General features: G+C 67.9%; 28 protein-coding genes and 1 pseudogene. 13 read left to right on the forward strand and 16 right to left on the reverse strand.

Going from position 1 to position 24,522, the window contains the following annotated elements:
* Positions 1 to 244: 244 nt before the first annotated feature.
* Complete coding sequence (locus AB0M67_RS35310; RefSeq protein WP_365751674.1) at positions 245 to 1,285, forward strand: NlpC/P60 family protein; 1,041 nt, start codon at positions 245 to 247, stop codon at positions 1,283 to 1,285.
* 64 nt (positions 1,286 to 1,349) lie between these two features.
* Here AB0M67_RS35310 and AB0M67_RS35315 read toward each other — a convergent pair whose 3' ends face one another.
* The 7 genes from AB0M67_RS35315 to AB0M67_RS35345 all read right to left on the reverse strand — a co-directional run bounded on the left by AB0M67_RS35315 (position 1,350) and on the right by AB0M67_RS35345 (position 7,757).
* On the reverse strand, positions 1,350 to 2,252 hold the full coding sequence (locus tag AB0M67_RS35315) for a M56 family metallopeptidase (RefSeq protein ID WP_365751675.1): 903 nt from the start codon (positions 2,250 to 2,252) through the stop codon (positions 1,350 to 1,352).
* Positions 2,249 to 2,614, reverse strand: a complete 366-nt coding sequence (locus AB0M67_RS35320; RefSeq protein ID WP_365751676.1) for a BlaI/MecI/CopY family transcriptional regulator — start codon at positions 2,612 to 2,614, stop codon at positions 2,249 to 2,251. Before AB0M67_RS35320 ends, AB0M67_RS35315 begins: the two co-directional genes overlap by 4 nt.
* Positions 2,615 to 2,840: 226 nt before the next feature.
* The gene (locus AB0M67_RS35325) at positions 2,841 to 4,526 is read right to left on the reverse strand and encodes a discoidin domain-containing protein (RefSeq protein WP_365751677.1); all 1,686 of its coding nucleotides are present in this window, start codon (positions 4,524 to 4,526) and stop codon (positions 2,841 to 2,843) included.
* 249 nt (positions 4,527 to 4,775) lie between these two features.
* Positions 4,776 to 5,174 carry a hypothetical protein gene (locus tag AB0M67_RS35330; protein WP_365751723.1) on the reverse strand — a complete coding sequence of 133 codons (399 nt, stop codon included), beginning with the start codon at positions 5,172 to 5,174 and terminating at the stop codon, positions 4,776 to 4,778.
* Between the two features lie 109 nt (positions 5,175 to 5,283).
* Positions 5,284 to 5,997: an alpha/beta fold hydrolase gene (locus AB0M67_RS35335; protein WP_365751678.1), complete on the reverse strand. Its 714-nt coding sequence runs from the start codon at positions 5,995 to 5,997 to the stop codon at positions 5,284 to 5,286.
* A 114-nt stretch (positions 5,998 to 6,111) separates the two neighbouring features.
* Positions 6,112 to 6,879 carry an SDR family NAD(P)-dependent oxidoreductase gene (locus AB0M67_RS35340; RefSeq protein ID WP_365751679.1) on the reverse strand — a complete coding sequence of 256 codons (768 nt, stop codon included), beginning with the start codon at positions 6,877 to 6,879 and terminating at the stop codon, positions 6,112 to 6,114.
* A gap of 248 nt (positions 6,880 to 7,127) precedes the next feature.
* Positions 7,128 to 7,757 carry a helix-turn-helix domain-containing protein gene (locus AB0M67_RS35345; RefSeq protein ID WP_365751680.1) on the reverse strand — a complete coding sequence of 210 codons (630 nt, stop codon included), beginning with the start codon at positions 7,755 to 7,757 and terminating at the stop codon, positions 7,128 to 7,130.
* 103 nt (positions 7,758 to 7,860) lie between these two features.
* On the opposite strand from AB0M67_RS35345, the pseudogene AB0M67_RS35350 reads away from it, so the two are divergent.
* Both AB0M67_RS35350 and AB0M67_RS35355 read left to right on the forward strand, forming a co-directional pair.
* A pseudogene (locus AB0M67_RS35350) lies at positions 7,861 to 8,022 on the forward strand (SDR family NAD(P)-dependent oxidoreductase); the annotation flags it as partial.
* An 84-nt stretch (positions 8,023 to 8,106) separates the two neighbouring features.
* A complete protein-coding gene (locus AB0M67_RS35355; RefSeq protein WP_365751681.1) occupies positions 8,107 to 8,343 on the forward strand; it encodes a hypothetical protein in 237 nt (78 codons plus the stop codon).
* 111 nt (positions 8,344 to 8,454) lie between these two features.
* On the opposite strand, the gene AB0M67_RS35360 is transcribed toward AB0M67_RS35355, so the two are convergent.
* Complete coding sequence (locus tag AB0M67_RS35360) at positions 8,455 to 9,108, reverse strand: isochorismatase family protein (RefSeq protein ID WP_365751682.1); 654 nt, start codon at positions 9,106 to 9,108, stop codon at positions 8,455 to 8,457.
* A gap of 105 nt (positions 9,109 to 9,213) precedes the next feature.
* On the opposite strand from AB0M67_RS35360, the gene AB0M67_RS35365 reads away from it, so the two are divergent.
* Both AB0M67_RS35365 and AB0M67_RS35370 read left to right on the forward strand, forming a co-directional pair.
* Positions 9,214 to 9,609: a helix-turn-helix domain-containing protein gene (locus AB0M67_RS35365; RefSeq protein ID WP_365751684.1), complete on the forward strand. Its 396-nt coding sequence runs from the start codon at positions 9,214 to 9,216 to the stop codon at positions 9,607 to 9,609.
* Positions 9,610 to 9,889: 280 nt separating this feature from the next.
* The gene (locus tag AB0M67_RS35370; protein WP_365751685.1) at positions 9,890 to 11,587 is read left to right on the forward strand and encodes an FAD-dependent monooxygenase; all 1,698 of its coding nucleotides are present in this window, start codon (positions 9,890 to 9,892) and stop codon (positions 11,585 to 11,587) included.
* A 343-nt stretch (positions 11,588 to 11,930) separates the two neighbouring features.
* Here AB0M67_RS35370 and AB0M67_RS35375 read toward each other — a convergent pair whose 3' ends face one another.
* Both AB0M67_RS35375 and AB0M67_RS35380 read right to left on the reverse strand, forming a co-directional pair.
* Complete coding sequence (locus AB0M67_RS35375; RefSeq protein ID WP_365751686.1) at positions 11,931 to 12,143, reverse strand: DUF4287 domain-containing protein; 213 nt, start codon at positions 12,141 to 12,143, stop codon at positions 11,931 to 11,933.
* Positions 12,144 to 12,212: 69 nt separating this feature from the next.
* Positions 12,213 to 12,800: a DUF998 domain-containing protein gene (locus AB0M67_RS35380; protein WP_365751687.1), complete on the reverse strand. Its 588-nt coding sequence runs from the start codon at positions 12,798 to 12,800 to the stop codon at positions 12,213 to 12,215.
* A 202-nt stretch (positions 12,801 to 13,002) separates the two neighbouring features.
* Here AB0M67_RS35380 and AB0M67_RS35385 point away from each other — a divergent pair, with 202 nt between their 5' ends.
* Positions 13,003 to 13,626 carry a TetR/AcrR family transcriptional regulator gene (locus AB0M67_RS35385; protein ID WP_365751688.1) on the forward strand — a complete coding sequence of 208 codons (624 nt, stop codon included), beginning with the start codon at positions 13,003 to 13,005 and terminating at the stop codon, positions 13,624 to 13,626.
* 199 nt (positions 13,627 to 13,825) lie between these two features.
* On the opposite strand, the gene AB0M67_RS35390 is transcribed toward AB0M67_RS35385, so the two are convergent.
* From AB0M67_RS35390 to AB0M67_RS35400, 3 genes are all read right to left on the reverse strand, one after another.
* Positions 13,826 to 14,338: a hypothetical protein gene (locus AB0M67_RS35390; RefSeq protein WP_365751689.1), complete on the reverse strand. Its 513-nt coding sequence runs from the start codon at positions 14,336 to 14,338 to the stop codon at positions 13,826 to 13,828.
* Between the two features lie 63 nt (positions 14,339 to 14,401).
* Positions 14,402 to 14,878 (reverse strand): transposase, encoded by a 477-nt coding sequence (locus AB0M67_RS35395; protein ID WP_365751690.1) that lies wholly within the window; start codon positions 14,876 to 14,878, stop codon positions 14,402 to 14,404.
* Positions 14,879 to 14,926: 48 nt separating this feature from the next.
* Positions 14,927 to 16,045 carry an ISL3 family transposase gene (locus AB0M67_RS35400; protein ID WP_365751691.1) on the reverse strand — a complete coding sequence of 373 codons (1,119 nt, stop codon included), beginning with the start codon at positions 16,043 to 16,045 and terminating at the stop codon, positions 14,927 to 14,929.
* A gap of 305 nt (positions 16,046 to 16,350) precedes the next feature.
* On the opposite strand from AB0M67_RS35400, the gene AB0M67_RS35405 reads away from it, so the two are divergent.
* The 3 genes from AB0M67_RS35405 to AB0M67_RS35415 all read left to right on the forward strand — a co-directional run bounded on the left by AB0M67_RS35405 (position 16,351) and on the right by AB0M67_RS35415 (position 17,567).
* Positions 16,351 to 16,596, forward strand: a complete 246-nt coding sequence (locus tag AB0M67_RS35405; protein ID WP_365751692.1) for a UvrD-helicase domain-containing protein — start codon at positions 16,351 to 16,353, stop codon at positions 16,594 to 16,596.
* Between the two features lie 308 nt (positions 16,597 to 16,904).
* Positions 16,905 to 17,219, forward strand: coding sequence for a UvrD-helicase domain-containing protein (locus AB0M67_RS35410; RefSeq protein ID WP_365751693.1), 315 nt, complete (start codon positions 16,905 to 16,907; stop codon positions 17,217 to 17,219).
* 33 nt (positions 17,220 to 17,252) lie between these two features.
* On the forward strand, positions 17,253 to 17,567 hold the full coding sequence (locus AB0M67_RS35415; RefSeq protein WP_365751694.1) for a hypothetical protein: 315 nt from the start codon (positions 17,253 to 17,255) through the stop codon (positions 17,565 to 17,567).
* Between the two features lie 273 nt (positions 17,568 to 17,840).
* Here the strand turns inward: AB0M67_RS35415 and AB0M67_RS35420 are convergent, their stop codons facing one another.
* On the reverse strand, positions 17,841 to 18,122 hold the full coding sequence (locus AB0M67_RS35420; RefSeq protein ID WP_365751696.1) for a trypco2 family protein: 282 nt from the start codon (positions 18,120 to 18,122) through the stop codon (positions 17,841 to 17,843).
* Positions 18,123 to 18,565: 443 nt separating this feature from the next.
* Here AB0M67_RS35420 and AB0M67_RS35425 point away from each other — a divergent pair, with 443 nt between their 5' ends.
* On the forward strand, positions 18,566 to 18,826 hold the full coding sequence (locus AB0M67_RS35425; protein ID WP_365751697.1) for a hypothetical protein: 261 nt from the start codon (positions 18,566 to 18,568) through the stop codon (positions 18,824 to 18,826).
* Between the two features lie 388 nt (positions 18,827 to 19,214).
* Here the strand turns inward: AB0M67_RS35425 and AB0M67_RS35430 are convergent, their stop codons facing one another.
* Positions 19,215 to 19,700, reverse strand: coding sequence for a hypothetical protein (locus tag AB0M67_RS35430; protein WP_365751698.1), 486 nt, complete (start codon positions 19,698 to 19,700; stop codon positions 19,215 to 19,217).
* Between the two features lie 417 nt (positions 19,701 to 20,117).
* Here AB0M67_RS35430 and AB0M67_RS35435 point away from each other — a divergent pair, with 417 nt between their 5' ends.
* The 3 genes from AB0M67_RS35435 (at position 20,118) to AB0M67_RS35445 (ending at position 23,658) form a co-directional block, all read left to right on the forward strand.
* On the forward strand, positions 20,118 to 20,981 hold the full coding sequence (locus AB0M67_RS35435) for an LLM class flavin-dependent oxidoreductase (protein WP_365751699.1): 864 nt from the start codon (positions 20,118 to 20,120) through the stop codon (positions 20,979 to 20,981).
* 629 nt (positions 20,982 to 21,610) lie between these two features.
* Entirely contained in the window at positions 21,611 to 22,273 is a 663-nt protein-coding gene (locus AB0M67_RS35440; RefSeq protein ID WP_365751700.1) for a response regulator transcription factor, read from the forward strand.
* The gene (locus tag AB0M67_RS35445; RefSeq protein ID WP_365751701.1) at positions 22,270 to 23,658 is read left to right on the forward strand and encodes a HAMP domain-containing sensor histidine kinase; all 1,389 of its coding nucleotides are present in this window, start codon (positions 22,270 to 22,272) and stop codon (positions 23,656 to 23,658) included. Before AB0M67_RS35440 ends, AB0M67_RS35445 begins: the two co-directional genes overlap by 4 nt.
* On the opposite strand, the gene AB0M67_RS35450 is transcribed toward AB0M67_RS35445, so the two are convergent.
* Positions 23,639 to 24,487 (reverse strand): hypothetical protein, encoded by an 849-nt coding sequence (locus tag AB0M67_RS35450; RefSeq protein ID WP_365751702.1) that lies wholly within the window; start codon positions 24,485 to 24,487, stop codon positions 23,639 to 23,641. The two genes, AB0M67_RS35445 and AB0M67_RS35450, sit on opposite strands and share 20 nt — an antisense overlap.
* Positions 24,488 to 24,522 lie beyond the last annotated feature (35 nt).

Consider the following 24,522-nt stretch of genomic DNA (forward strand, 5'->3'; position numbering starts at 1 on the left):
TTGACCGAATCGGTCATTCGTCTCGCGGCTGCCGTGCGACGCGCCCCCGCACCGGCTTCACCCCTCACCCCAGCCTGGAACTAAACCACTAAGCAGATTAGTGTTTGCGTTCCAGCCTTCGTACGGTCGATCACCCGCTGGGGGTGGCGGCGGAGGCACCGCCGAATCCGCCGTGCTCGGGCGGAGCCGAAGGACAGTCAAGTCGTTCTCTCGGTGGCGGCCGTGGAAGAAGGAGCTCGCCTCAGTGGCGTCCCACCGTCGTCCCAAGCAGCCGAACCGCCCGTACACGACCGTGCTTTCCGTGACGGCGGCAGCGGCCGCGGTCGTGTCGACGCAGTCGGCCTCCGCCGACCCGCTGCCCGATCCGAACAAGAAGGGTGTGCAGGCCCAGATCGACCGCCTGTACGAGGAAGCGACCCAGGCCACGGAGAAGTACAACGGGGCGAAGGAGAAGGCCGACGGACTGCAGGAGCAGGTTGACAGTCTCCAGGACGCCGCAGCCCGCAAGCAGGCGGACCTCAACGAGTTTCGCGACCAACTCGGCTCGGTGGCCGCCGCCCAGTACCGAAGCGGCGGCCTCGATCCCTCGCTCCAGCTCTTCCTCTCGGCCGACCCCGACGCCTATCTGGACAAGGTGTCCGACCTCGACCGGCTGAGCACACAGCAAGCGGGCAGGCTGGAGCAGTTCCTGCGGCAGCAGCGTGATCTGCGGCAGCAGCGCGATCAGGCCGCGACAAAGCTCAAGGACCTCAAGGACACCCGTAAGGAACTCGGCAGCAAGAAGACCTTGATTCAGGGCAAGTTGGCGGAGGCGCAGCGACTCCTCAATACGCTGACGGCCGAGGAGCGAGCCGAACGGGCCGCCGAGGAGGACCGGGCCAACCGGTCCAGCGAGCGGGTCGATCTCGGCAGCGAAGCCAGTGCGTCCCAACGGACCGCCGCCGCGTTCAGCGCGGCCAAGAGCCGGGTCGGTAAGCCGTATGTCTGGGGAGCTGCCGGGCCGAACTCCTTCGACTGTTCCGGTCTGACGTCGTGGGCGTTCCGTCAGGCCGGCGTGACCATACCCCGGACATCGCAGGATCAGGCCAACGCCGGTACCCGCATCAACTCCTTGAGCGCGCTCAAGCCGGGCGACCTCATCATCATGCGCACCGATCTGAGCCATGTCGGTTTCTACGCGGGGAACGGACAGATCCTGCACTCACCCAAGCCGGGCGCCCAAGTGCGTTACGAGTCGATCGCACGGAGCGGCATGCCGTTCATGTGGGGCGTACGCGTCAGCTGACAACCATGACGCCCGGCGATGAGCCGGACGACAGCCGTGCTCGCGCCGCCACGAGCAGCACATCTCAGCCCAGTCCGGGAGGGCACGCGAGGAGGAGTGGCAGCAGAGGCGTCATGACGGCGGTCGCGGCCATGGTGCCGCGGAGTGCCGGGTGCGCACACCGCGCCGGCGCGAGAATCCGACGGAGCCGGACGATCGCCGTTGGGCCTCCGGCGGACAGCGTGCCGCGAGGCGCGGTGCCCGCGGACGCCATTTCGAGCATGGCCGTGGCCAGCACTCCGCGCGGGTAACTGCGCAGAGCCCGGTCGTCCGCGGCCATCTCCAGCAGGATGGGAATCTGCTCGCGGAGGTGCCGGGCGAGAGGCAGCCCGCGAAAGACCGTCGCGAAGGACTGGGCGGCGACGAGAACCAGGTGGTGGCGGCCGGCGATATGGGCCCGCTCATGCTCGACCACAGCGCCGAGTTCCGCCCCGGAGAGCAGCTCAACCGCCCCCGTGCTCAGGACGATCCTGGGACGGCGGCCCGGGAGACAGTAAGCGGCCGGTACACCGTGCTCGATCACTGTGGCACGCAGCCGGGCCGAGGGGCGGCCGACCTTGTCCAGGACCCTGCGGTGACCGTTGCGTGCCCCACGGGCGCGCAACGCGTGAAAGGCGAAACTCACCACGTGGGCAGCCACCACCACCGCCGAGGCCGCGGCGCCGAGCCGCTCCACCGCGCCCGCGTCGGGAGAACCCATTCCCAAGGCCATCCCGCACGAGTAGAGAATGCCGTGCAGGTGCGCGTCCGGGGTGGCGAGATGAAGCGCGAAGAGCGCAACGCACAGAGAGAAAGAGGCCGCGAACACGGTCCACACAGTCGCGGCGAGTACGGGCGACCGATGTGGCCAACTGCTCCGCAGCATCACAGACGGTGCGACCCAGCCAACGGCGGCCGCGTAACCGAGGAGGGCGGGAGCGGCGTTCATTCGGCGGACCGACCGGCGGCCCGGAGAGCCTCGCGCAGCGCGGCCACTTCCTCGTCGGTCATCCGCTCGACGAAGTACGCGAGAGCGGCGGGCCGGTCCTCGCTGGCGCCCAGCGCGTCCTCCATGAGGGCCGCCGAATACGCCTCCCGGCTGCGTACCGGAGTGTAGAGCCAGGCGCGCCCCTGCTTCTCCCTGGTCAGCCACCCTTTGTTGTAGAGGATGGTGGCCACGGTCATCACGGTCGAATAGGCAGCCGGGCGGCGCGTATTGATGTCATCGACGACTTCACGGACCGTGGCGGGTCTTCCCCATTTCCACAGGCAGTCCAAGATCTCGGCCTCAAGGTTCCCCAGCCAGCGCACGCCCCGTGTCCTCTCCCCGCCACACCCGTTCAACCGTGTCGGCGCCCCAGGCCCTGTCTGACAAATAGCGCCGGGCGCAACTGACACGACGTAGCCGTGGTGAATCAAGAACGCGCGGGTCACGCTCGTGCCAGACACCCTCAGAAGATCTGCGCCCACCGCCATTGGCCACACACCATAGTAGATACCTGCTGGCGCACGGTCCACTCTGCGCGAGCACGCCCCGTCAGTCCGCGTACACGCTCAGTCCCGCGAGCTGCCCCGCCGGCCAGCCGGTGTTCCCGGTGAATTCGATCCGTACGAACCGCGCCGACGAGCCCACGGCGACCGGGATCGTCACGCTGTTGCCGCTCGCCGGGTTGAAGACGTACGCGGCCGAGGCGCTCAACGGGGACATGACGCCCCCGCCGGACACCGTCGAGCCGAGGACCGACAGTGTCTGGGTACGGGTCGTCCAGGCAGGGTTCGGGGGCAGCGACAGGACGACGCGCTTCACCGGGCTGACCGAGCCGAGGTCGACCTGGATCCACTGCGGGAAGGCGGCGTTGTTGGCGCTCTCCCAGTAGCTGTTGCCGTCACCGTCGACGGCGTTGCCCGGGGCGTAGTTCTGCGTCTGGCTGCTCGCGCTCGCGGGCCTGCGCAGTGCCAGGTCCCCGGTCGGCGGCGGAGTCGTGTCGCCCGGCGGAGTGGGGCGGACGGGGGTCAGTGCCAGTTCGCCCTTCAGCATCCGCCCGCCGTCCCCGGTGAGCCGCAGATAGTAGTCCGACGAGCAGGCCGTACCGTCCTCGTCCAGGGCCCGGATACCCGAACCCACCGGGATCTGCGAGGAGTTCTCGGCGGTCTTCGCGATCTGGTTGCCCTCGTTGAACTCGTCGAACATGGAGATATAGATCCCCGCGACCCCGAGCCGGCACATGTTGTAGAACTGCCGCCACATGAAATCGCCGTGCGCACGGTGCCCCGACTGGAGATCACCGGGAAGGACACAGGGCTGGTAGTCGATGCCATGGGCGTCGCAGTGTGCCTGGTCGGGTGAGTTGACGTTGGTATAGAAGTTGTCGGCGCCCGCGATGTTCCCGATCCGGCCGACCATCCAGGGCGAGAGCATGTCGAAGGCGTGGTACACGTCCAGGTACCCGGCCCGTGAGTCCTCGTTGCCGCTCCGCCAGTGGGTGGGCACCCCGCCCATCACATAACAGCCCTGCGCCTTGAACCAGTTGACGACATCGAGACAGACCGGCGCCGACCAGGTCTTGTTGGGCTCGTTGAAGCCGAAGCCCCAGATACCCACCACCGGCTTGCCGTTCTGCCGGGCATAGGCGGGCGACGCCGTGTACGCCTTCATCTTCTCAAGCCAGTCGGCCTTCATCTCCGGCTGCATATTCGTCCAGCCGGTGGCGTCGTACATGATGTAGAACTTCCGCCCGTGCTTCTCGGCGGCGCTGCGCACCTTCGCCGCCATGGCGTCCCTCGTCGCGCCCTCGCCACCGTTGGGGTTGAAGCGCTGGAGGGCGGCGGTGTCCATGCCGTACTGCTGCATCCACGAGAAGTGGGTGTCGACGGTCTGCTGGTCGTACGAGGAGAACAGCGAGGCCGGCTGACCGCCGCCGAGCGCCGGATAGGCGGTCCGGTAGGTGCGGGTGTAGTCGCGTACGTCGGGCCAGCTCACGATCGCGGTATTGGTCGGGGAAGGCGACTGGCCCCAGTTCTGCGACCAGTGCCACCAGCCGTTGATGGGCGCGCCGTCACCGGAGCAGGCGAACCAGCCCTGGTAGCCGACGGTGATCTTGCCGACAACATCTCCCGGCGGGGAGGCCGCCGCCTGCGCGCTCTGGGCCTGAGCCCCCAGGCCCGCGGCCACTCCGGCACCTGCCAGTGCGGACGCGATGACGGTCCGTCGGGAAACGGCCATGGGCTTCCTCGCAATCGGCTCGGTCCGGTCCGTGTCCCTACGTCCCGGCGCGCGTGGTGCGAACGCCACTCAACGTAGGGACGCGGAAGGCCATGAGCAAGACGAGGAACCGAAATTTATTGACCAACCGGCGTCAGGATCTGACAGGTTGAGCGAAATTCCCATTCAGAGCGGGTGCGTAAACCTGGGGTACGGGGGTCGGAGACATACGAGTCCGTGCTACGGCAGTAGACGGTGAAGCGTGGCTACTTACGCTGGGTCCGCCGAGCCTCGCTTGTCCTCAACGTGGACGACCTGAAGCTCAGTGCCATCGCGATGGCGCTTGGAACGTCCGAGGAGCCCAACGGCAATCTTCGACGGATCGTGAGGCTCATCAGGGCCGACGTAGGTAAGGACGTCGTTGTGGTGCCCGGTGACGACCCATCCCTCGATATCCTTGAGGTCGATCACCCCGAAGTCCCCTGCCGGAGATCCGGCATGCGCCGGGCCGAACTTCGCAAGGATCTCGGTAGCCCGTTCAGCGAGCTCTCCATCCGGAGCAGTCAGCACGACACAAGTGCCATGCTCGAACAGCACCCACGACTTGTGCGGGTCGGCGAGGACCCGCTGCCAGACATCTATCAGTATCTCGGTGTTCACGGTGGTCATCATGCCTCAGAGCACTGACACAGCGGGTCGTGACGGGAGGACGTGCATGTCCGGGTCACGGGACCTCATCAGGCATGTCAATCACCTGCCCGAGCGTCCCGCGACAGCGTCAACTCGCCGCGCCGATGAACGCGGTCGCGGCCGTCAACGCCTGTTCGCTGGTGGGGATTTCGAAGTGGCGCGCGTGGTCGACGGACAGTAGTTCCGTGTGGGGGATCGTCTGCGCGAGCATCGTGGACGGACCGGCCTCGTCGTCACCTCCCTGAACCAGCAGAGTGGGGGAAGTGACGGCCGCGAGGGATTCACGTGTGCAGAAGCGCTTCTCCGTTTCGAGGTAGGTCGCCACCGCGTCGCGGTCGTTTCCGGCGTCCGCCACCATCGCGCGCATCGCGATCGCCATCAGATTGTCCGCAGGCACCTCATCCGCACGGAGAACAGCGACCATGGGAGCCTGCATCACCGGGGTGTGCAACCCTCCAGTGAGCACCGAGTCCGCGGCGCCCAGCAGTGCGATGCGGTGGAAGAGCTCCGGCCGCTCGGTGGCCGCGGTCAGTACGGCCCAAGCACCTACGGAAAACCCGACGGCGTCAATCGAGCCGTACTTCGTGGCCAGTTCGAGCAGGGCGTCGACGGGATCCCGGTCAGGGTTGTCCGTCTCGGTGCCGTGCCCGGGAAGGTCCAGGCCGATGACCGTGCGGCCCACGCTCTCGAAGGCGTCGATCCATCCGGCCCTGCGCCAGAGCGCTTCCGTGTTCGTGGCGATCCCATGGACCAGGACGACGGGCCCGCCGAACGAAGAGTCGGAGGGAGTTCCTGTGGTCATGGCTCTGGCTCCTTTGTACGTGGGGTGGCACCCGCGCTACAGCACGGGTGCGAGTACGTCGGCATTGCCGGCTCGCATCAACAAGCCGGTGACGGGGTGCGGGAGCGCGGGACGTTATCCGTTGGCGTCAGCCGTGGGGGTCCAGATGGGGGTGTTGTTGGGTGGGGTGAGTTGTGCGGGGTGGGCTTGTTCAGTGCGGTCGCGTTGGGTGTACATGTCCCAGTAGTGCTGGGCGAGTTCGTCGGGGTGGACGGTGGGGATGTGGCCGGTGACGCCTTTGGTGTCGCCGCTCTGGGCCCGCTCGGCGGCTTCGCTGCCGGTGATCATGGTGGCAATGGTGAGGGTGCCGGCGTAGACGCCGGTGTCTTTGAGCTCGCCATTGAGGGAGTAGAGGTAGTTGCGGGCTGCCGCGGAGAGGGGGCCGGGACCGCTCATGAAAGGCATGGGTTGTACGGCGGTGTAGCCGGTGGTCATGAGGAGGGCGCCGTCGCCGCGCGCGGTCATCTCGGGCAGTACGGTGCGGAAGAGTTCCACGGGTGTGAGGAGCAGGAGCCGTGCGTGCTGCTCCAGTGTGGTGGCGTCGAGTTGAGTGGCGGGGGTGAAGGCCATGTCGCCGGCGACGGGTCCGTACTCGACGACGTCGATCCGCCCGTAGCGCTCCCGGATGGCATCGACGAGGGCCGGGGCTTGCGCGGGGAGAGACAGGTCGCCGGGGAATGCCGCGGCCTCGATGCCTTCCTCGGCGAGCTGTGCGACGAGGGCGTCCAGCCTGTCCTTGCGGCGGGCGACCAAGGCGACCCGGAATCCCTCACGGCCGAACCGGCGGGCCAGGGACACACCCAGGCCGGTCCCGGCTCCGAACACGGCGATCACCTTCGACATACGCCTACCCCTCACAGATATCTTGACCCATGGGTCGACTTCCATGCGACCGTAGCACACATCTTGACCCTTGGGTCAAGATGCGCTCGGCAGTCACTGTCGATCGCGCGGTCGGGCGGGAGGGGCGGGAGGCGTTCCCCGAGCCCACCTTGGACCGGCCGCGGAAGACGAAGGGACGTTATGACCCCCATGAGGTCTTCAACCGGAGCCTCCGATCCCGCCCCCCGACTCGGGCCATGCATGAAGGGTCACGAGGCGCTGGTGACCTTGGTCATCACCTCGTGGAGCTGCCGCGGGGTCAGCGGGGCGGTGGGCAGGGGGTGGGCGGCCTGGGTGCGCAGGCCGTCGAGAAGGAAGGCGATGCCCCGACGCCAGGCGTCGGGGGCGGTGTCCCTGGCAGCGCGGCCGATCAGGGCGTTGGTGCCGAAGACGAACACCATGTCCCCGCCGGTGAAGTCCGGGCGCAGACCGCCGGCCCGCTGGGCGCGCTCGATGATCCGCATGCTGTCGACGCGGGCGCTCTCGCACACGGCCATCAGCCGCTCGGCGTCCGGGTAGCGCCCGGTGACGACATCGCCCATCGCCGGGTCGCTGACCTGCAGCTCGCAGATCTTCTCGATGTAGTACGCGAATCCGTCCCAGGCGTCCTCATGGGCCAGGGCCTCACGGGCCACCTCCCCCAGCCGCTCCGCGGCGAGGTCGGCGACGACGTCGTCAATCAGCGCCTCACGTGTACCGAAGAGGTTGTACAGGGTGCCGTGGCTCACTCCGGCCCGCCGGGCGATCTCCTTCAAAGGCGCCTGAAGACCGCGCTCCTGGAACAGCTCGGCAGCCGCTTTTCGCAGCTTCTCCGCGTTGCGTTGCGCGTCGGCCCGCATCCGGTGTTCCTCCTGGTCATGTGGTCGGTGTTCATGGTCGCACGTACCCTCCGAACACCATTTGACCCCATGGTCAAGATAACTCCTGGCAAAGGTGCTTCCCATGTCGAAAGTGATCGCTGTCTTCGGCGCCGGCCCCGGGACCGGGACCTCCCTCGCCCGCCGCTTCGGCCGCGAGGGCTTCCGTGTCGCCCTGGTGGCACGCCGCGAGCTGCGGGAGGACGCCCTTGCCGAACAGCTGGGTGTGGCGGGCATCGAGGCCGCCGCCGGGCAAGCATCGCGGCGGCCGTCCGCACCGCCGAGGCCCGTCGCCTGGGCTCATCGATTCTGATCGAGCCGCTCAACACTCATGAAAACCCCGGCTACTTGCTCCCCGTCTGCCCCGTGCCGCCGAACTGGTCACCGCCACTCCCCCGGCACCGGAGAACCGGACTTCGACGCCATCCGCGAAGCACTGGCCGACGCTGACTACCGCGGACTGCCGGGACGTGAAGTCATCGGGGACCGGTACCCGTACCGGGCCGTGGCCGTGGCCGTGGCCCTGGACTTCGTACGGCGCCACCCGGTGCCGGTGTACGCCGAGTAGCCATCCATCGAGCGCCGCCGGTTCGACTGCCGCACACGAAGGGCGGGCCCTACGGAGTGTCCGTCGGGCCCGCCCCTCGTCCGCCGTCCGGCGACCGTCGCAGCCGCCCGCTCACGAGCCGGTGAGCGCGGCTTCCTGCTTCAGTACCTGCTCGCGCGTCGTGGCGTACAGGTCAACTGCCTTGCTCATCGCCGGAACATGCTCGCGCATGATCTGCTGGTACACCGGTGCCGTGGGGGCACGATGGTCGGCCTGGAACTCACCGGCCACGGAGAACCAGGTGACCGGTACCGCGCCGGCCTGCACCAGGCGCTGGATGGAGTTCCGGTGGGTCTCGACCGTCAGGCTCGCGCTCGCGTCGACGACGACATGCGCCTCGTAGCCCGCGCGCAGCGCCCCGAGCACCGTCTGGAGCACACAGCCCTCGGTGGAGACTCCGCCGATGACCAGCTTGCGCCGGCCGGTCTTGCGGACGGCCTCGGCGAACGCCTCGTCACGGAAGCAGTCGAAAAAGCCGGGGCGCTCGATCACCGGCTCGTCGCCGATGACATCGAGCAGCTGCGGGTAGAGCGGGCCGGAGGGCTTGGACGGCAGACCGTTGGTCACAACCAGCCCGCTCCGGAAGAACTTGGCGGTCTTCGCCAGGCCGACCACGTTGTTGACGTGCTCGGCCAGGTCGTGGGATCGCAACAGGTTCGCGAAACCGACCGCGTAGTCAACCAGGATGATCGTGGTGTTCTGCGGGGTGAGCGGCTCGGGTGCCATGGCATGACCTTTCGACGGACGGGACCGATCCCGCCAACTACAAACATACTAGTTACTATGGAACCTATAGCAAGCTATCAATCGACTAGCGGTTACGATGGCCACATGCGCAAAGCCGAGGAGCAAGTCGATCCGACCGGGCACGGCCAGTCATGCTCCGACTTCCACGCGGCCATCGAACTGATCGGCCGACGCTGGAACGGAGTGATCCTCCAGCGCCTGTTCGACGGACCGCACCGCTTCGGTGAACTGCGCGACCGGATCCCACGCATCACCGACGCGATGCTCTCCCAGCGACTCAAGGAGTTCGAGGCGGCCGGGATCGTTGAGCGCAATGTGACCGTCGGGCGCCCGGTGGAGATCCGCTACCAGCTCACCGGCATCGGCAAGCGCCTCTCCCCCGTCTTCGACGCGGTCGAGTCCTGGGGCGCGGCCTGGTCGGCCGACCGCCCTGCGGGCCGCACTCCGGGCCCGACGAAACCCAGGACGGACCACCCCTGAATCGGCCCTCCATCAGGCCACACCCCCTGCCCCGATCCAGTCGATATCTTTTCCATAGCGTGCTACGGTTTCTATAGTTCCAGCGATGGAGACGTCGTTGCGACCGCACCGCCACCGCGCCTGAGCAACTGCACGCAGAGCCGCACCCATCGAGAAGGTGAAGCCGCAGGTCGCGGTCGCGCGCTGCAACATCACCTCCGCACCGGCAGGCGCCCATCCGGTGTAGCACCTTCTAGCGCTACTTCCGACGTCGCGATGAGGGGACACGGACATGACGGACATGAGTGACGAACCTGAAGTTCTGATCATTGGGGCGGGACCCGTTGGTCTGAGTGGCGCCCTCGCACTCGGCCGGGCCGGGGTCAAGGTGCTCGTTCTGGAGCGCCGGGATCAGTTCTCCCGCTATCCGAAGGCGAACGGTGTCCACGCCCGGACCATGGAACTCTTCCGGCAGTGGGGGGTGTCCCAGCCGATCTGGGAGCTGACGGCAGGCACGCCGGCAGGCGTTACCATCGCCTGGCGAACCCGACTCAACGGAATCGAGTTCGGCTCACTGTCCGTGGAGGAGTCGGGAGAGGCACTCCAGGAACTCGGACAGCACTCTCCCGAGCGGCTGTCGACGGTGGGTCAGCATATGTTCGAACCACTGCTCGCCGAGGCCGCCGACGAGATGGAGAACGTCACCATCCTCCTCAGTTCGGAGGTGGTGAGCCTCGACATCGGCGAGGACTCGGTTTTCGCCCAATACACCGACACCGAGGGCGAGAAGCACTCCGTTACCGCGCAGTACGTCATCGGCGCCGACGGCATCCGCAGCATCGTCCGCCGTACCCTCGGCATCGGCGAGCACGGCCAGGAATCCCTCGGCACCGCCGTCAACGTCCAGTTCAGTGCCGAACTCGACCCCTACCTCGGCGACCGCGTCATCCCCCTCGTCTGGATCGCCAACAAAGACACCCAGGGCGCCTTCCTGCGCGACAGCCCCACGCGCTGGCGCTACAACTTTGACATCCCGCCCGGAGTCGACCCCGCCACCGCGACCCCCGAGCGCTGCGAACAGGAAATCCTCCAGGCCATCGGTGAGCCCATCCCGTTCCAGATCCACTACACCTGGACCTGGACACATGACCTGGCCGTCGCGGACACCTGGCGCGCAGGCCGGGCCTTCCTCGCCGGCGACTCCTGCCACCACTTCCCGCCCCACGGCGGATTCGGCCTCAACAGCGGCGTACAGGACATCCACAACCTCGCCTGGAAACTCGTCGCACGCCTCCGCTGGAACGCGGGCGACAGGTTGCTGGACACCTACGAGACCGAGCGCCTTCCCGTCGCGGAATCCAATGGCGAGCTGTGCATGAACAACACCCGCGCGATGGAGAAGACCGGCTTCCTCACCCATGACAAGGAGTTCCTCGCCGCCATCGAGGCCGACACCGAAGAGGGCGCGCGGGTACGGGAATCCATCGCCGCGAGCGTCTTCGACCAGCAGGACGTGCTCTCCAATCACGGCCGCCAGTTCGGCTTCCAGTACGACAGCAGTGCGGTGATCCCGGACGGCACCCCGATCGTCGAATCCAGCATCGCCGAGTACGTGCCCAGCGCACGCCCGAGTGCACGAGCGCCGCACTCCTGGGTGCTCTCCCGGGGGACCAGGATCTCGACGATCGATCTCTATGACGGCGGCTTCGTACTGTTCATGGGCCCTGACAACAGCGAGGCATGGGCGACCGCCGCCACACGGATTCAGGAGGAACTGGGAATCCCGTTCAAGAGCCTTGCCCTGGGACGTGATCTGACCCCGGTGGACGAAGCCGTCTCGGATCTCCTCGCCCGCTACGGACTGGAGCCCACGGGCGCGCTGCTGATCCGGCCTGACGGTTTCGTCGGCCACCGTTCGGCCACCGCCCCGACAGGCGGGGAGCACGGGGAGTTGCTGAGCGCATGCACTTGGATCCTCGACCTCGGAGACCCGGCGTAACGAACGGACCGTCCCGCTCATCCGCGACATCTGATACGACGACGCCGCACCCCGTCTGACCTGCTACTTAGGATCGTTGAGCGGCTGGTGCCGGATGAGCTGTGGGAGTTGTTCCAGTGGGTGGTGCCGTCGGAGCGGGCCCACGCTCTCGAAGGGAGTGTAGTGCCACTGCACTCGATCAGAGTTGTTCACGACAGGCCGCATAGTCCGGCCATCTGACCACACTCCACTGACATCACACTCAGTCAGCCCTCCACGGAAAGTGAGCCAGAGCCCGAGAACCGACTGCACCTCGGGTCGGGCGTGAGTTCCGCCGCCCGCAGAACTCATGCTCGACCTGGGGCTAGTTACTGGCACGCTCGGCGAGAGTGTGGGCGACAAGGGCGTTGGCGTGCCCGTGACCGAGGCCGTGTTCGGTCTTGAGCCATGCCACGAGTTCCATGTGCTTGGTCAGGGGTGAGGTGCGGATCAACTCCTTCCACTCCTCGATCGGGCGGCCGTACTTCTTCTCGATCGACGGGAAGTAGCTGGCGGGGCCTTTCACCGGTGCGGTCATGACGAACCATCCTGTCTGTCTGAGTGCTGTGGTCTCGGGTTGTTGCCGTGCGAGCGGGAGTTGGAGACGCTACCGCCGTGAGGTCGGCGCGGGGCCGGCCAGCCGGACGGTGGCTGCGGTGAGCGCGAGCAGGCCGAGGCCGGCTGCGGCGGTGAAGGCCGCCACGGTGGTGGCGGAGGCGGCGAACCCGGCGATGACCCCTAGCGGCAGCAGGCGGTAGGCCAGGGCCCAGCCGCGCCGGCCGTGGGCAGCGAAGTGTCGGGCCAGCATGAGGAACGCGGCGCACAGCGCGAGGTAGCCCACCATGCCGCTGAGCATGTGGACCGTTCCGTGCCCGCTCAGCGCGGCCGGACCGTCCGGTGTGCCGGCCGGGAAGCCCGCACCCGGGTCCGCCTTGAAGACTCCCGCGAGCAGGAAGGACGCACCGAAGACGCCGACCAAGCACGGCACCCAGGTGCCTCCGGCCGTGCCGCCGATCGCCCGCCGCAGCCCCATCGCGCCAGCAATGACCAGCGCGCCGGTGACCAGGAAGCCTGCGACCTGGATCCAGCCCAGCGAACCGAGGCTGAGCTGGCTGATGGCATTGCGGCTGAAGTCGAAGCCGGTACGCGTCAGGCCCCCGAGCACCCCCACCGACAGGAACAGCGGTCCTGCCACCGCCCCGCAGGCGAGTAGCGCGCGAGTGGCGAACGGAGCCGAGGCAACACGGCTGGTAGCCGGTATACGGATTGCCTGAGTCATATGAGATCCCCCTAAACCCGAAGCTGCACTCAGAACTGGACTGTCCAGTACTGGCGAACTGGACGGTACAGTACTGGCGATGGAACTGGACTGTCCAGTACCCTTGCTCGGAGGCGACATGGAAGCAAACGAACCCGGCGGACGCTCGGCCCGTAAGCACCAGGCGATCGTGGAGGCCGCGACAGCGGTGTTCATGGCGAAGGGCTACGCCGGCACGAGCATGGACGACATCGCCAAGCTGGCCGCCGTGTCCAAGCAGACGGTGTACAAGCACTTCGCTGACAAGGAGAAGCTGTTCGCCGAGATCGTCCTGGCCACCACCGACCGGATCGAGGCCGTGATCGACCTGGTGGCCGGCATCCCCATCGACGCGGACGCACTGGAGGAGAACCTGCTTCGGCTGGCCCGCCAGTTCCTGACCACGCTCACTCAGCCCCAGGTGCTCCAACTGCGGCGCCTCATCATCGCCAACGCCGACGCTTTCCCCGACCTGGGCGCCACCTGGTACGAGCAGGGATTCGAGCGCGTACTGGCCACTCTGGCCGACACTTTCCACCGCCTGGCCGACCGGGGAATGCTGCGGATCGACGACCCTCTTCTGGCCGCCAACCACTTCTCCGGCCTGCTGCTGTGGATCCCGGTGAACAGGGCCATGTTCCACGGCAGCCCACAGCACACCCAGCCCGAACTCGACCACTACGCCGACGCGGGCGTCCGGACCTTCCTCGCCGCATACCGCTGACCTCCGCCGCCGAACCGGACTCCCCCGGCGACGTGCGCACCCCCAGGGCACCGGCCCGATCGCCGGTGCTGTCCAGCCCGTGAATATTTCGATTCCCAGCGAAAGCCGACTGCCTCCCAAACCCGCGAACAAGTGCTGCCCCGTTCTCGGGTCTGGCTCGATTTCCGTGAATCGGTCACGGTGGGTCATGCGACGTAGCTCAAAGGCTGTGGTTCTGGCGCGCTTCTGTGGCGAGAAAGTCTCGCGCCGCGGAGGTGACCCGGTCGCGAATGTGCTGCTGGTCAGGAGGTTGATCGTTCGGCAGGTCGAGCGCTCTCGCCAGATCAACGAAGGGTTGCAGCGCGTCGGGGTAGTCGAGTTCGGCTGCAGCTTCCTCATAGATCAGCTTCGCTCCCTGCACGGGATCGAGTTGGCACGCCACGATCTGGCCGGCCCACCACTGGGCCGCGGTCCATCGCGCCTTGGCAAGATCTTCCGAGGTCAGCGGCAGTAGAACCAACTCTTCCAGTACAAGGTCGAACAGCTCGCGGGCCTGGGGATACTCACCACGCGCGAGGCCAGCCAGCAGGGGAAGCGAGGGAGCCTCGATGTCGGCCATCAGGGCGTCCAGGCCCAACTGGACCAGGTAAGCGTCCGAGGGGCGCTGCCAAGGTTCCATGGCCAAGTCTGCAGCGGCCATGCGGATCAAGCTGATCGCTACTACTGCGTCCACGCTGTCGCCTTTGCATCATCTTTCCGTAGAGGGAAGTCCTATCACCGAGAGCCGGGTGGTTGATCAGGTGGCCAGCAATACGCGCTTGCGTAGCAGGCTGAAACCGGCTCGGCCGAACATCTGGCGCTTGAGCATCTTGATCCTGTTGACGTGTCCTTCGACGACGCCGGAGTTCCAGGGCAGGGTCAGGCCGGCGATGACCGCGTCGCGGTCTCGGTCGATGCCGGCCGCGAGAGTGTGGAGGCTGGGCAGGTCGTCCTGGCGGACGGCGTCGAGCCACTGCGGGAGACGTTCCCCCTGCCGCTCGGTGAGCATTTGGGCGAAGGACCGGACGTGACCGGTCAGGGCGTCGAGTTCAGGGCAGTTGGCAAGGACGGCCCTGAGCCGGAGCTGTTCGATAGAGGTAAGCGTCTCGGGTCGGCTGAGGATCCATCTTGTCACCACGCGGGGTGCCGGCGGTTGCGCGGTGACCGGCCGTGGCGAGGTGCGCTTCCCTCGCAGATAGGCGCTGACCCGGCCATAGCTGCCTCGATAGCCCAACGGAACGATCTCCTCCCAGAGCTTCCAGGCGTTGGTACAGCCTTGGTCTCACCGTTCGTCCAGGTAGGGCTTGTACTCACCGAGGACGGAGGTCCTGTTGTGCTGCCACTGGCCGCGAAAGAGGTCCTCCGGCTTCGCAGCGTCGGCGAGGCTCTTGACGGTGCAGTGGGTCATCTGGAGCTGACGCCCGATGGAACGGCGGCTGTGACCGGCTTCCAGCAGCGCGTGGACCGTGGCGTGCCGGGCTCGGACGCGGTTGGCGAATCGCTCGCTCCGCCATGGAGAGTTCGCCTTCTCCTCGGGCGGCGTCGGTTCGTCGGCCTTCGCCTCGCGATCGGGGAGCAGGACGCGAAGGCACTGGCGGTGGCGGGCGACAGCCCGCTCGGCGGCCTCCCCGAGGTTGTGCCACCAATGCCAGCGGTCGGCGACCCGCGTCGCCTGTGGTGCCCCGGCTATGGCGCCTTCCGCGAAGAACGGCGCGCGGTCCCGGCAGATGATCTCGATCCCGGGACGCTTCACCAGCCATGCGGCCAGGCTGGACGCCTCTCGGTCGGGCAGCAGATCCACCGGCCGACGGGTCTCGACGTCGACGAGCACCGTGCCGTAGACCCGTCCTTTGCATGTGGCGTACTCATCAACCCCCACCACTCGCGTGGCCGGGACTGCGGGTTCAGGCAATGCATCGATCAGCCGCAACACCGCGCTGCGGCTGATGGACACCCCGAACGCCCGAGCCATCCGGGCGCCGGCCCGGCCGGCAGGGGCGAGACCCACTGCGGCGAGAGTCGACCGCAACCGCTCCGTCCACCTGCTGTGCCGCCGGGTCAGTCCCGGCATCTGCTCAGCGAACGTCCGCCGAGCACACGACGGCTCCGGACAGAAGAACCGCCGGACTCGCAGTTGCAGGACCACCAGACGTCCCCCCTCGGCACGTCCGCTGGAAACCGCAGGTAAGAGCTGTGCACCCGGGTCGACTCGCTCCCACAGTCCGGGCATGCCGCCCCGTCCGCCGTACTGCAGACGGCCGATGCGTATCGCCTCGTGGCTCACGTCCAGCGACAGCACCGACACGTCCGCGATGGACGGTAACAGCAGGCCCTCCAGGCGGGACGCCATCTCTTCCACGACGCAGTACTGTCGATCCACATCAAGATCGGCCCTGGTCATTTTCAGGCAACCTCCCGGAGCTCGACCGGAGCATCAACCGTCACTCAGCGTGCGCACATCACGGAAAGCGAGGCAGAACCCGTTCTCGTGAACAGAGCCAATACAGGAACGCCGCATACGTCAGGCCGTCGCCGCCATCGAACACGGAATGCAACTGTCGTTGCTGTTCATCGGTGAGCCCGCCCGCAAATAGCCGGGCTTCCGTTCCTGGCCGGGAACTTCCGTACGGCCGCCGGGCCGGCCCACGGCACGTACCGCCGCCTCCCTCAGCCCCAACCCCGAATCAGCCGGCAGCGATCAACACCGTGGACCGGCACCTGGGAATCGTCGCGTGCGCTGGATCCGGAAAGACCGAAGTCATCGCCCGGCGGATGGTGGAGTTGCTCCGACTGCCCAGCGTGGAGCCGCGGCACATTGTCGCCTTCACGTTCACCGACCGGACGGCCGGAGAGCCGAAGCAGCGCATCGTCTCTCTCGCGTCCGAGAAGAACTGGGAGATGTCCGTGGATTGGCCGAGCTTTTCGTCGGCACCATGCACGACTATGCCTTGAGCAGGCTGCAGTCTCAGGTGCCGGAAACGTTCAAACGCACTGTCCTCAGCGATGTGCAGGCTCGTGTTCTGATCGACCGCGACGACACAGATCCGTACCAAGGGAAGCCCGACTCGCCCGATGAAGCGGTACGTCAACTCCCGTCTCTGCCATCGGGATTTCGGCATGCTCCGAGGGGACGGGATCGACCAGTACGAGTTGCCGTCGCACGGGCTCAACGACCCGAGCAGTCACCAGGCATTGCTCCAGCGCCTTCACTACCTCGACTACAGCTCCCGCCAAGTACGGGAGGGTCGGCCACCGAACCCGTGGTCAATCTGCCCGCGCACGTGCAGGAAACTGTCCGCTACGTCGTGGTGGTGGACGAATACCAGGACACCAACCCCGTCCAGGAACAGTTGATCGCCGGCCTCATCCAGTGCGGCGCGAACCTATGCGTCGTGGGGGACGACGACCAGACGATCTACCAGCGGCGCGCAAGCGCGGTGAACAATGTCCTGACGTTCACCACCCGCCACAGCAGCGCCAAGACCGTGACACTCAGCGAGAACTTCCGCTCGTCAAGGCGGCGGTGGACCTTGCACGCCGGGTGGCGGAGGGCATCGATCCCGCGCGTCGGCTGAGCAAGTCAATGATCACTAGCAGCCACCAGAGCTATGACCGCGGCGAGCTGCCGGCCACCACAGGATGAGGCCGCGTGGATCTGCGACCGCATCGAGTGGATGATCGGCCAGCCCTTCACCGACCGCGCCGGCGTGCCGGCACGGGGCCTGGCGTACTCGGACTTCGCCGTCCTCTTCCGCAGCGTGTCGGGCGACGCCAACTCGCTGGTCACCGAGATGCGCGCCCGGGGCATCCGCTACATCATCAAGGGCCTGAGCAGCCTGTTCCAGACGCCCGAGGTCCAGGCCACGACGCCGTCGTCACGGCGTGGACGGACGCCCGGCTCGGGCTCCGCGATGAGGCCCTGAAGCGCCGGGGGGGGTGGGAAGATCCTCGACGAGGCCCGCGGCTGGGCAGAGGGCATGCCCTGGAACACCTACACGATCCAGGGCACCTACCAGCGTTTCCTGGGCGAGGTCGGCGTCCGCGAGGAACACCCGACGAGCGCCGACTCTTCTACGTGGCCGCGACCCGCGCCCAAAAGTATCTCGCCCTCTCCTTCTCCCCGGGGCCGCGCAGGCTCCACCAGACCTCCGCCGTGACCGGCAAGGGCGTCTGGAACCCGGGCGCTCTGGAGATGATCACTCGTGCACCGTGTAGGCGACTTCGCCCACGGCGGAGGTGTGCGGCTCAATGGTGACCCGGACCGTGTGCGTAGAGGTCTTGCCGCGAATCCGCTTCCGAAAGCCGTCCAAGACCCAGACCTTCAGTCCGCCCTGGCGCTCTCGTGAGTCGCTCATGGCGATGGTCATCTCCAGCTCGATGCTGCTGTACTGAAAGCGCAGGGGGCTATTGGCGCCCCCGTGTGCCGCAGCCGTCAGCTCGTCATACGTCGCCTGGATGGCTTCCTTCAGACCGATCACCGCGGGTGCCCCCCGTCGTCAAGGATGAGAAGGGCCAACGCTAGACCACGTCGGCAAGTTGTTGTTGCTCGAATCCGAAGGCCAGGGGTTTTCCCCTCTGCCTATGCCGCTACCCCTTCGCGAACCGTGGCGACTTGGCATCGGGCGGCGGATCGGGGACATCGCTCATCGCGCTTTTGAAGGCGTCGGAGGGCCCGTCGGGCATCAGGTACCGCTGTGGCGGCTGACTGACCTGCGTCTCGCGGTCCCGCACCGAGGACGGCGGGCCCGTGGACAGAACCCTGCGCTCCTCGCCTCACATGTGGTCCGTGCAGGGGAACGGTACGGGCATTCGGCCCGGGAAGGGCATTCGTCCGAAATGAGCGCGGTGCGCTCGTGCAATAGGTATGTCGACGTACTTGCCGACGCCCCGCGTCGGCCGTCGCACACCAGGAAGGACAAGTATGAATCTCAGGAGAAGGGCCACGGCAGTGGCCGCCGCGGTGGCGGCGGTGCTGGCGGTCTCGGCAGTGGCGGCCGGGGCGAACGCGACCGCTGCAACCGTGACGGCCGCCACCGGTTGGAGCCACGTGGAGGACTTCGCGGATCTGGGCGCCTGCCAGGCCCGGGGCCGGTGGTATCTCGCGAACGGCGGGAACGTGCAGAGGGACGAGTGCCGGGCGGCCGGGGTGTGGCAGTTGTGGGTGCTCACGAGTTCCTCGTGAGACACCGCGAAGTGAGGTCAGACGCCCCCGCCGGCAAGGTCCCGGCAGGGGCGTTCTGGTAGGTAACGGGCGCGCGTTACCGCGCGCGGGACGGGCTACCCGTAGCGGGGGCAGGTCAGGTGCCGGCCGAGGCCGCGCATCCACACCTTCATCGAGGTGATGAACCGGTTGATGTCGGGCCTGTCCGGAAGCGGCGAGGTGCTGGCGGAACGGAGACACAAGGAGGCGGGTCACGGTCTCCTGGCGGTGGGTCACAGAGGCGTTGACGAATCAAGCTCGGAGTCGCGTGCGTCCGCCTCCTCCTATTAGTGAGAAGACGGACGCATGGGGACCGGGATCAATGGGTGGGATGGCTCCCGGCCCGCATTCGGGGTTTCCTGGGCTGTCTCTACGCGCCCTGGATGTCGATGATCTTCCCTCCGGGAGTGGGAACGGTGTAGCGGACCTTCGTCGGGTCGCTGCCGCGCCAGTACTGGGTGACGATCACCGTGGTCGTACGAGGGTTGCTTGCTCCGAGCGCGACGGACCGGTCCTGCGGGACGTTCTGCGCGCGGAAGACGGGGTCGGCGGAGTGTTCATCGGCCCATGTGTCGAGCCGCGCGTTGAGTCGGGCGGTGAGGAACTCGTTGCGGACTTCACGCGGGTTCATATCGGGATTGGTGCCTTCGACCGCGCTCTTGTACTGGTCGAAGAACGCGGTGACCTTCCGCACCGCACCGTTCTGGGCAGCTGCCGCGGGCGCCGTCGCCGAGAGCGTGCTCCCCTGAGCGGGCAGGGCGGCGGGCGCCGATGCGGCAGTGGCGGTCCCGGCGTAGAGGGCGAGGGCTGCCGCGGGGGCGAGGGTGAGGGCGGTGATTCGGTTGAGCTTGAGCATGCCGGCCTTTCCGGGGAACCGAAGGTCGGTTTCCCGTGGCAAGGGTTCCCCGAGCCCGGCGTCCTGGATGCGCTGTGGCCTGCGTGAACGTTTCTTTGCGGCGAATATGCCCGTAACGGCGGAGCGCAGGAGAGGCGCGAGTGGGGCGCATCGGCCGCGGGATCTGCGCCGCCGGGGCGTTCGTCTTCACTGGAAAGGCAGTCGCGCGGTGCGGGGGCCAGGGCAAAGCCGCCGGTCCGATCGCTGGTGACCTCCACGGGCGCGAATCCCCGGGTGAGATGCACACACTCGGACGACGCCCGTCCCGATGCCGTGGCCGAGCTCCGCGGAGCAGGTGTCCGGCTGTGGCGCGGCGTGAAGCCGTTTCCGGATCCGAATCCGATTGCACCTTCATGGCCGGCCGCGCATCCTGCTGGCATGCGCTTCTCCATCAACATCCCCAACTTCGGGGACTTCGCCGACCCCCGCAACGTCGCGACCGTGGCGGCCGCCGCCGAACAGGCCGGCTGGGACGGGCTTTTCGTCTGGGACCATGTCCTGCACCGGAAGCACCAGGAGCGTCCCTTCGGAGACCCCTGGATGCTGCTGACCGCAGCCGCGCTGGCAACCTCCCGGATCCGACTGGGCACCCTGCTGACGCCGGTCCCCCGTTACCGTCCGCAGCAACTCGCCCGCCAAGTGGCCACCTTGGACCACCTCAGCGGCGGGAGGGCGATCTTCGCCGCGGGCCTGGGCGGTCCGATAGAGGATGAATACCGCAGCTTCGGCGACGCCGCCGAGCCGCGCATCCTCGCCGAGCGGCTGGACGAGGGACTGGAGTTGCTGGGGAACTTCTGGTCCGGCGAGCCGGTGAACCACCACGGCCGCCATTACGAAGTCCGGGACGTGACACTGCTCCCCGCCTCCGCGCAGCAGCCGCGTCCGCCGGTGTGGATCGGCGGGTTCTGGCCGCGTCGCGCGCCCATGCGGCGCGCAGCACGGTGGGATGGCGCGGTACCACTGTTCGAGACAGCACGGCATGGTCATGTGCCGGATGCCGCAGAGGTACGGGAACTGGTCGGCTACGTGCGCGAGCAGCGCGGGGCAGAGGCCGAGCGCCCCTTCGAGTTCGTGCTCGGCGGGGCCACGCCTCCGGACGCGGCCAAGGCCAAGGACATCATCGGCCCGCTGCACGACGCCGGCGCCACCTGGTGGGATGAGCGGCAGGTCCAGACCGGCCCCCACCTGGACCGTCTGCCCCCGGTGCTACGCCGCATCGAGGCGGGGCCGCCGGTGATCTGAGCCGTTCCCAACCCTGCGGTACGGGCCGTCAGTTGGTCGGCACCGCGACACGACGAAGTTCCTGGCGGACTCAGGTGATCTCGTTTGACGCGAGGGCGACCGGGGGGGTCCGAGAGCTCGAATGGTCGTTGAGCAGACCGAGCGATGGCCGTGCGACGTCAGGCCGGCTCCGGGCCCCCGTCGACGGTGAGGATCCGTCCGGTGAGCCAGGTGGTCGCCGGTCGGCCGGGCGCACGGTCCGGTCAGCGACCTCTTCCGGTCGGCCGCCGGAGCAGACGGGCAGCACGTAGCCGCCGCCCTCGGCGGACAGTGCGGCGCCGGCGCGTCGGCCGTGGCGGCCTCCTCGGCCGGGACCGCGCTGATGATCAGTGCGGACCGTCGTAGGGGCCGGGCCGTACGACGGTCCCGTTCCCGCTGTACGAGCCCGGCGGTGAGCGGCTTCCCGGGCCGACCACCGTGGCGGCATCGCACCGGCCTCAAGCTCACCCGTCGGCCGGCGTTCGCCCTTGGAGCTGGTCCATGGGAACGATCCTCGTCCCGCCATCGTCTACAGTTCAGTAGACCGTCTACAGGATTGTAGTCGCACGGGTTGGTCATGGTGACGTACACCGAGGGGGCCAGGGAGGATCATGCGGTACAGGGTTCTGGTCGTCGAGGATGATCACGCCCTGCGTGACGTCCTGGTGCGCGGCCTGCGTGACGAGGGCTTCCGCACCGTGCCCGCCCCCGATGGAGCGACGGCGCTGCGGCTGGCCGGTGACGTCGTCGATGCGGCCGTCATCGATGTCGGACTGCCCGACGCCGACGGCCGGGACGTCTGCCAGGCGGTGCGGGCCAGAGGCCTCCTCTGGCCCGTCGTCTTCCTGACGGCTCATCACCACCTCACGGACCGGCTCGCCGGATTCTCCGCCGGGGGCGACGACTACCTGCCCAAGCCGTTCCATCTGGCGGAGCTGGCGGCCCGGCTGCGGGCGGCCCTCAGGCGCACCGGTCCGGTGCCGGTCGCGGCGACCGGCGATGTGACGCTGGACCCGGTCAGGCACAGTCTGTCGGTACGTGGCACCGAGGTCGGCCTCACACCCACGGAGTTCCGGCTTCTCGCGGCTCTCATCGCCTCGTCCGGGGGCATCGTGAGCAGGCGGGAACTGATCAGGGTCGGCTGGCCCGAGGGCGCCCAGGTCAGCGACAACACGCTCGACCAGTATGTGACCCGGCTGCGCCGCAAGCTCCGTGCGGGTGGTAGCGCGCTCAGCGTCACCACCGCACGCGGCGTCGGGCACCGCTTGTCATGAATGCGTTCCTCTCCCGGTGCCGGCCACGCACCCTGCGCGGCCGGCTCTCCCTGGTCGCGCTGACCACCGCCATGCTGCTGATGGTGATCCTCACCGTCGTGTTCAACGCCGTTGTCCAGCGCCATCTGCAACGCCAGGCCGACGACGAGCTGCGCGCGCGGGCCGCGGTGGTCGCCGCGACCGTCGACACGAGCGGGCCGCGGGTGAACGTCAGGGAGTCACCGGGCGAGGAACTGCTCGACACGAACGTGTGGATCTACGCGGGCGGCCGGCTCATCGAGAAGCCCGGGTCCGCCACGGCCACCAGCTCGCTGACCCGCGCCGCCGGCCGGCTGGCCGCACCGGGCGGACCGGGTGGACCGGGCGCACCGGGCGGACCGGCCTGCGCCACCGCCCAGGGCCACGGCACGATCCGGCTGTGTGTGCGGCCGGTGCCGGGCGGCAAGCAGGCCATGGCCGTCGTCACCGCGCTGGACCTGTCGCCCTACCGAAGCTCGGCCCGTACCTTGTTCTACGCGTCGCTCGCGCTCGACGCGGTCATGCTGGCCTGCACCTACGCGCTGACGCGGCTGTCGGTCCAGCGAGCGCTGCGCCCCGTGGCCACCATGACCGAGGACGCCGGCCGGTGGAGTGCGATGGCCTCCGACGAGCGCTTCGGGAATGGGGAACGGCCCAGGGAACTGGTCGAGTTGGGCCGGTCGCTGGACTCGCTCCTGGACCGTATCCGGGCACTGCTGCGACACGAGCAGCAGCTCACCCGGGAGCTCTCGCACGAGCTGCGCAATCCGCTCGCCCTCATCATCGCCGAACTCGACTGGTGGCAGGCCCGCCCGCGCTCCGCCGGGGACACCCTGGCCACGCACGCGGCGATCCTCGACGCCGCCCGGTCCATGCGCACGATCTGCGACACCCTCCTCGATGACGCCCGCGAGAGCATGGCCGCCGTGCCGGGCTCCACGGACGTACTGCCCGTCCTGCGGCGGCTCGCGGCGAGTACCGCCAAGCCGCGGCAGGTGACGGTCGTCCTCTCCGGACAGGACAACGGCCTGTCCGCAGGAGTGCCGGGGGCCCTTGTGGAACGCATCGTCGCTCCGCTGCTCGACAACGCGCTGCGGTACGCGCGGGAGCGCGTCGAGATCCGGGTACGTGCGCATGCCGACGGCGTACGCGTCGAGGTCATGGACGACGGTCCTGGCGTGCCCGCGTCGTTCGCGTCGCGGCTGTTCCAGCCGGGGCGCCGCGCCGATCCCGGGGACGGACACGGCGGAGCGGGCCTCGGGCTGCCGCTCTCGCGACGCCTGGCCCGCTCGGCCGGCGGCGAGGTGCGCCACGAAGAGCGGCACACCCCGGGTGCGGCCTTCGTGGTCAGCCTGCCTCCGGGCTGAGCCGGTCCGCCTTGATGACGTCGCGGCGCGTGATCGAGAGGTACACGACCAGGCCGAGGATGACGGCGAGGAAGAGAACGCTGGTGATGACAGTGCCGAAGCCGAGGCCGCCGTCGCCGGTCGGCTGCGACAGATAGTCGCCGATCGAGGCGCCCAGCGGGCGGGTGAGGATGTACGCGATCCAGAAGCTCAGCACGGCGTTCAGGCCGAGCGCGAGTCGCGTGACGGCGATCGCGGCGATGGCGAGACCGAACAGAACGGCGGAGACCCAGTAGCCGAGGGCCATCCGCTCGGCGACGAGGTCACCGGCCGCGGTACCCAGCGCGAAGGTGAACAGCACGGCCAGCCAGTAGTAGGCCTCGCGGGACACCGTGTCGATGCTGTGGATGGAGAGGGTCTTCTCGCGGCTGTACCAGACGGCGAAGACCACAGCGAGGGCGAGCGCGAACGCGCATGTGCTGGCCGCCAGCGGCACGCCCATGTTGTCGGTGAGATTGTCACTGATCAGGGTGCCGACGACGCTGATCAAAGCCACGGCGAGCCAGTAGACGCCCGGCCGGTAGGTCCTGGTGCGGAACTGGACGACGAGGACCCCCAGCAGCAGTGCGCTCATCAGCAGCGACACCCCGGTCAGGCCCAGCCCCAGGTTGGTGTTCAGCATGTCGGCCGCGGTCTCGCCGACCGTCGTGCACAGCACCTTGATGATCCAGAAGTACGCGGTGACCTCGGGAACCTTGTTCCGGCGGAGGCGGAGGCGGTGGCCTGGGGCGGCTTCGGCTCGTCGGTACGACCCGCCTGCCCCGGCGATGTCAGAAGTCTCGTATGCCATGCCTCAGGACCCTGCCAGCCGGATCCTGAACACAT

It is taken from the genome of Streptomyces sp. NPDC051662 (assembly GCF_040681655.1).
Lineage (GTDB): Bacteria > Actinomycetota > Actinomycetes > Streptomycetales > Streptomycetaceae > Streptomyces.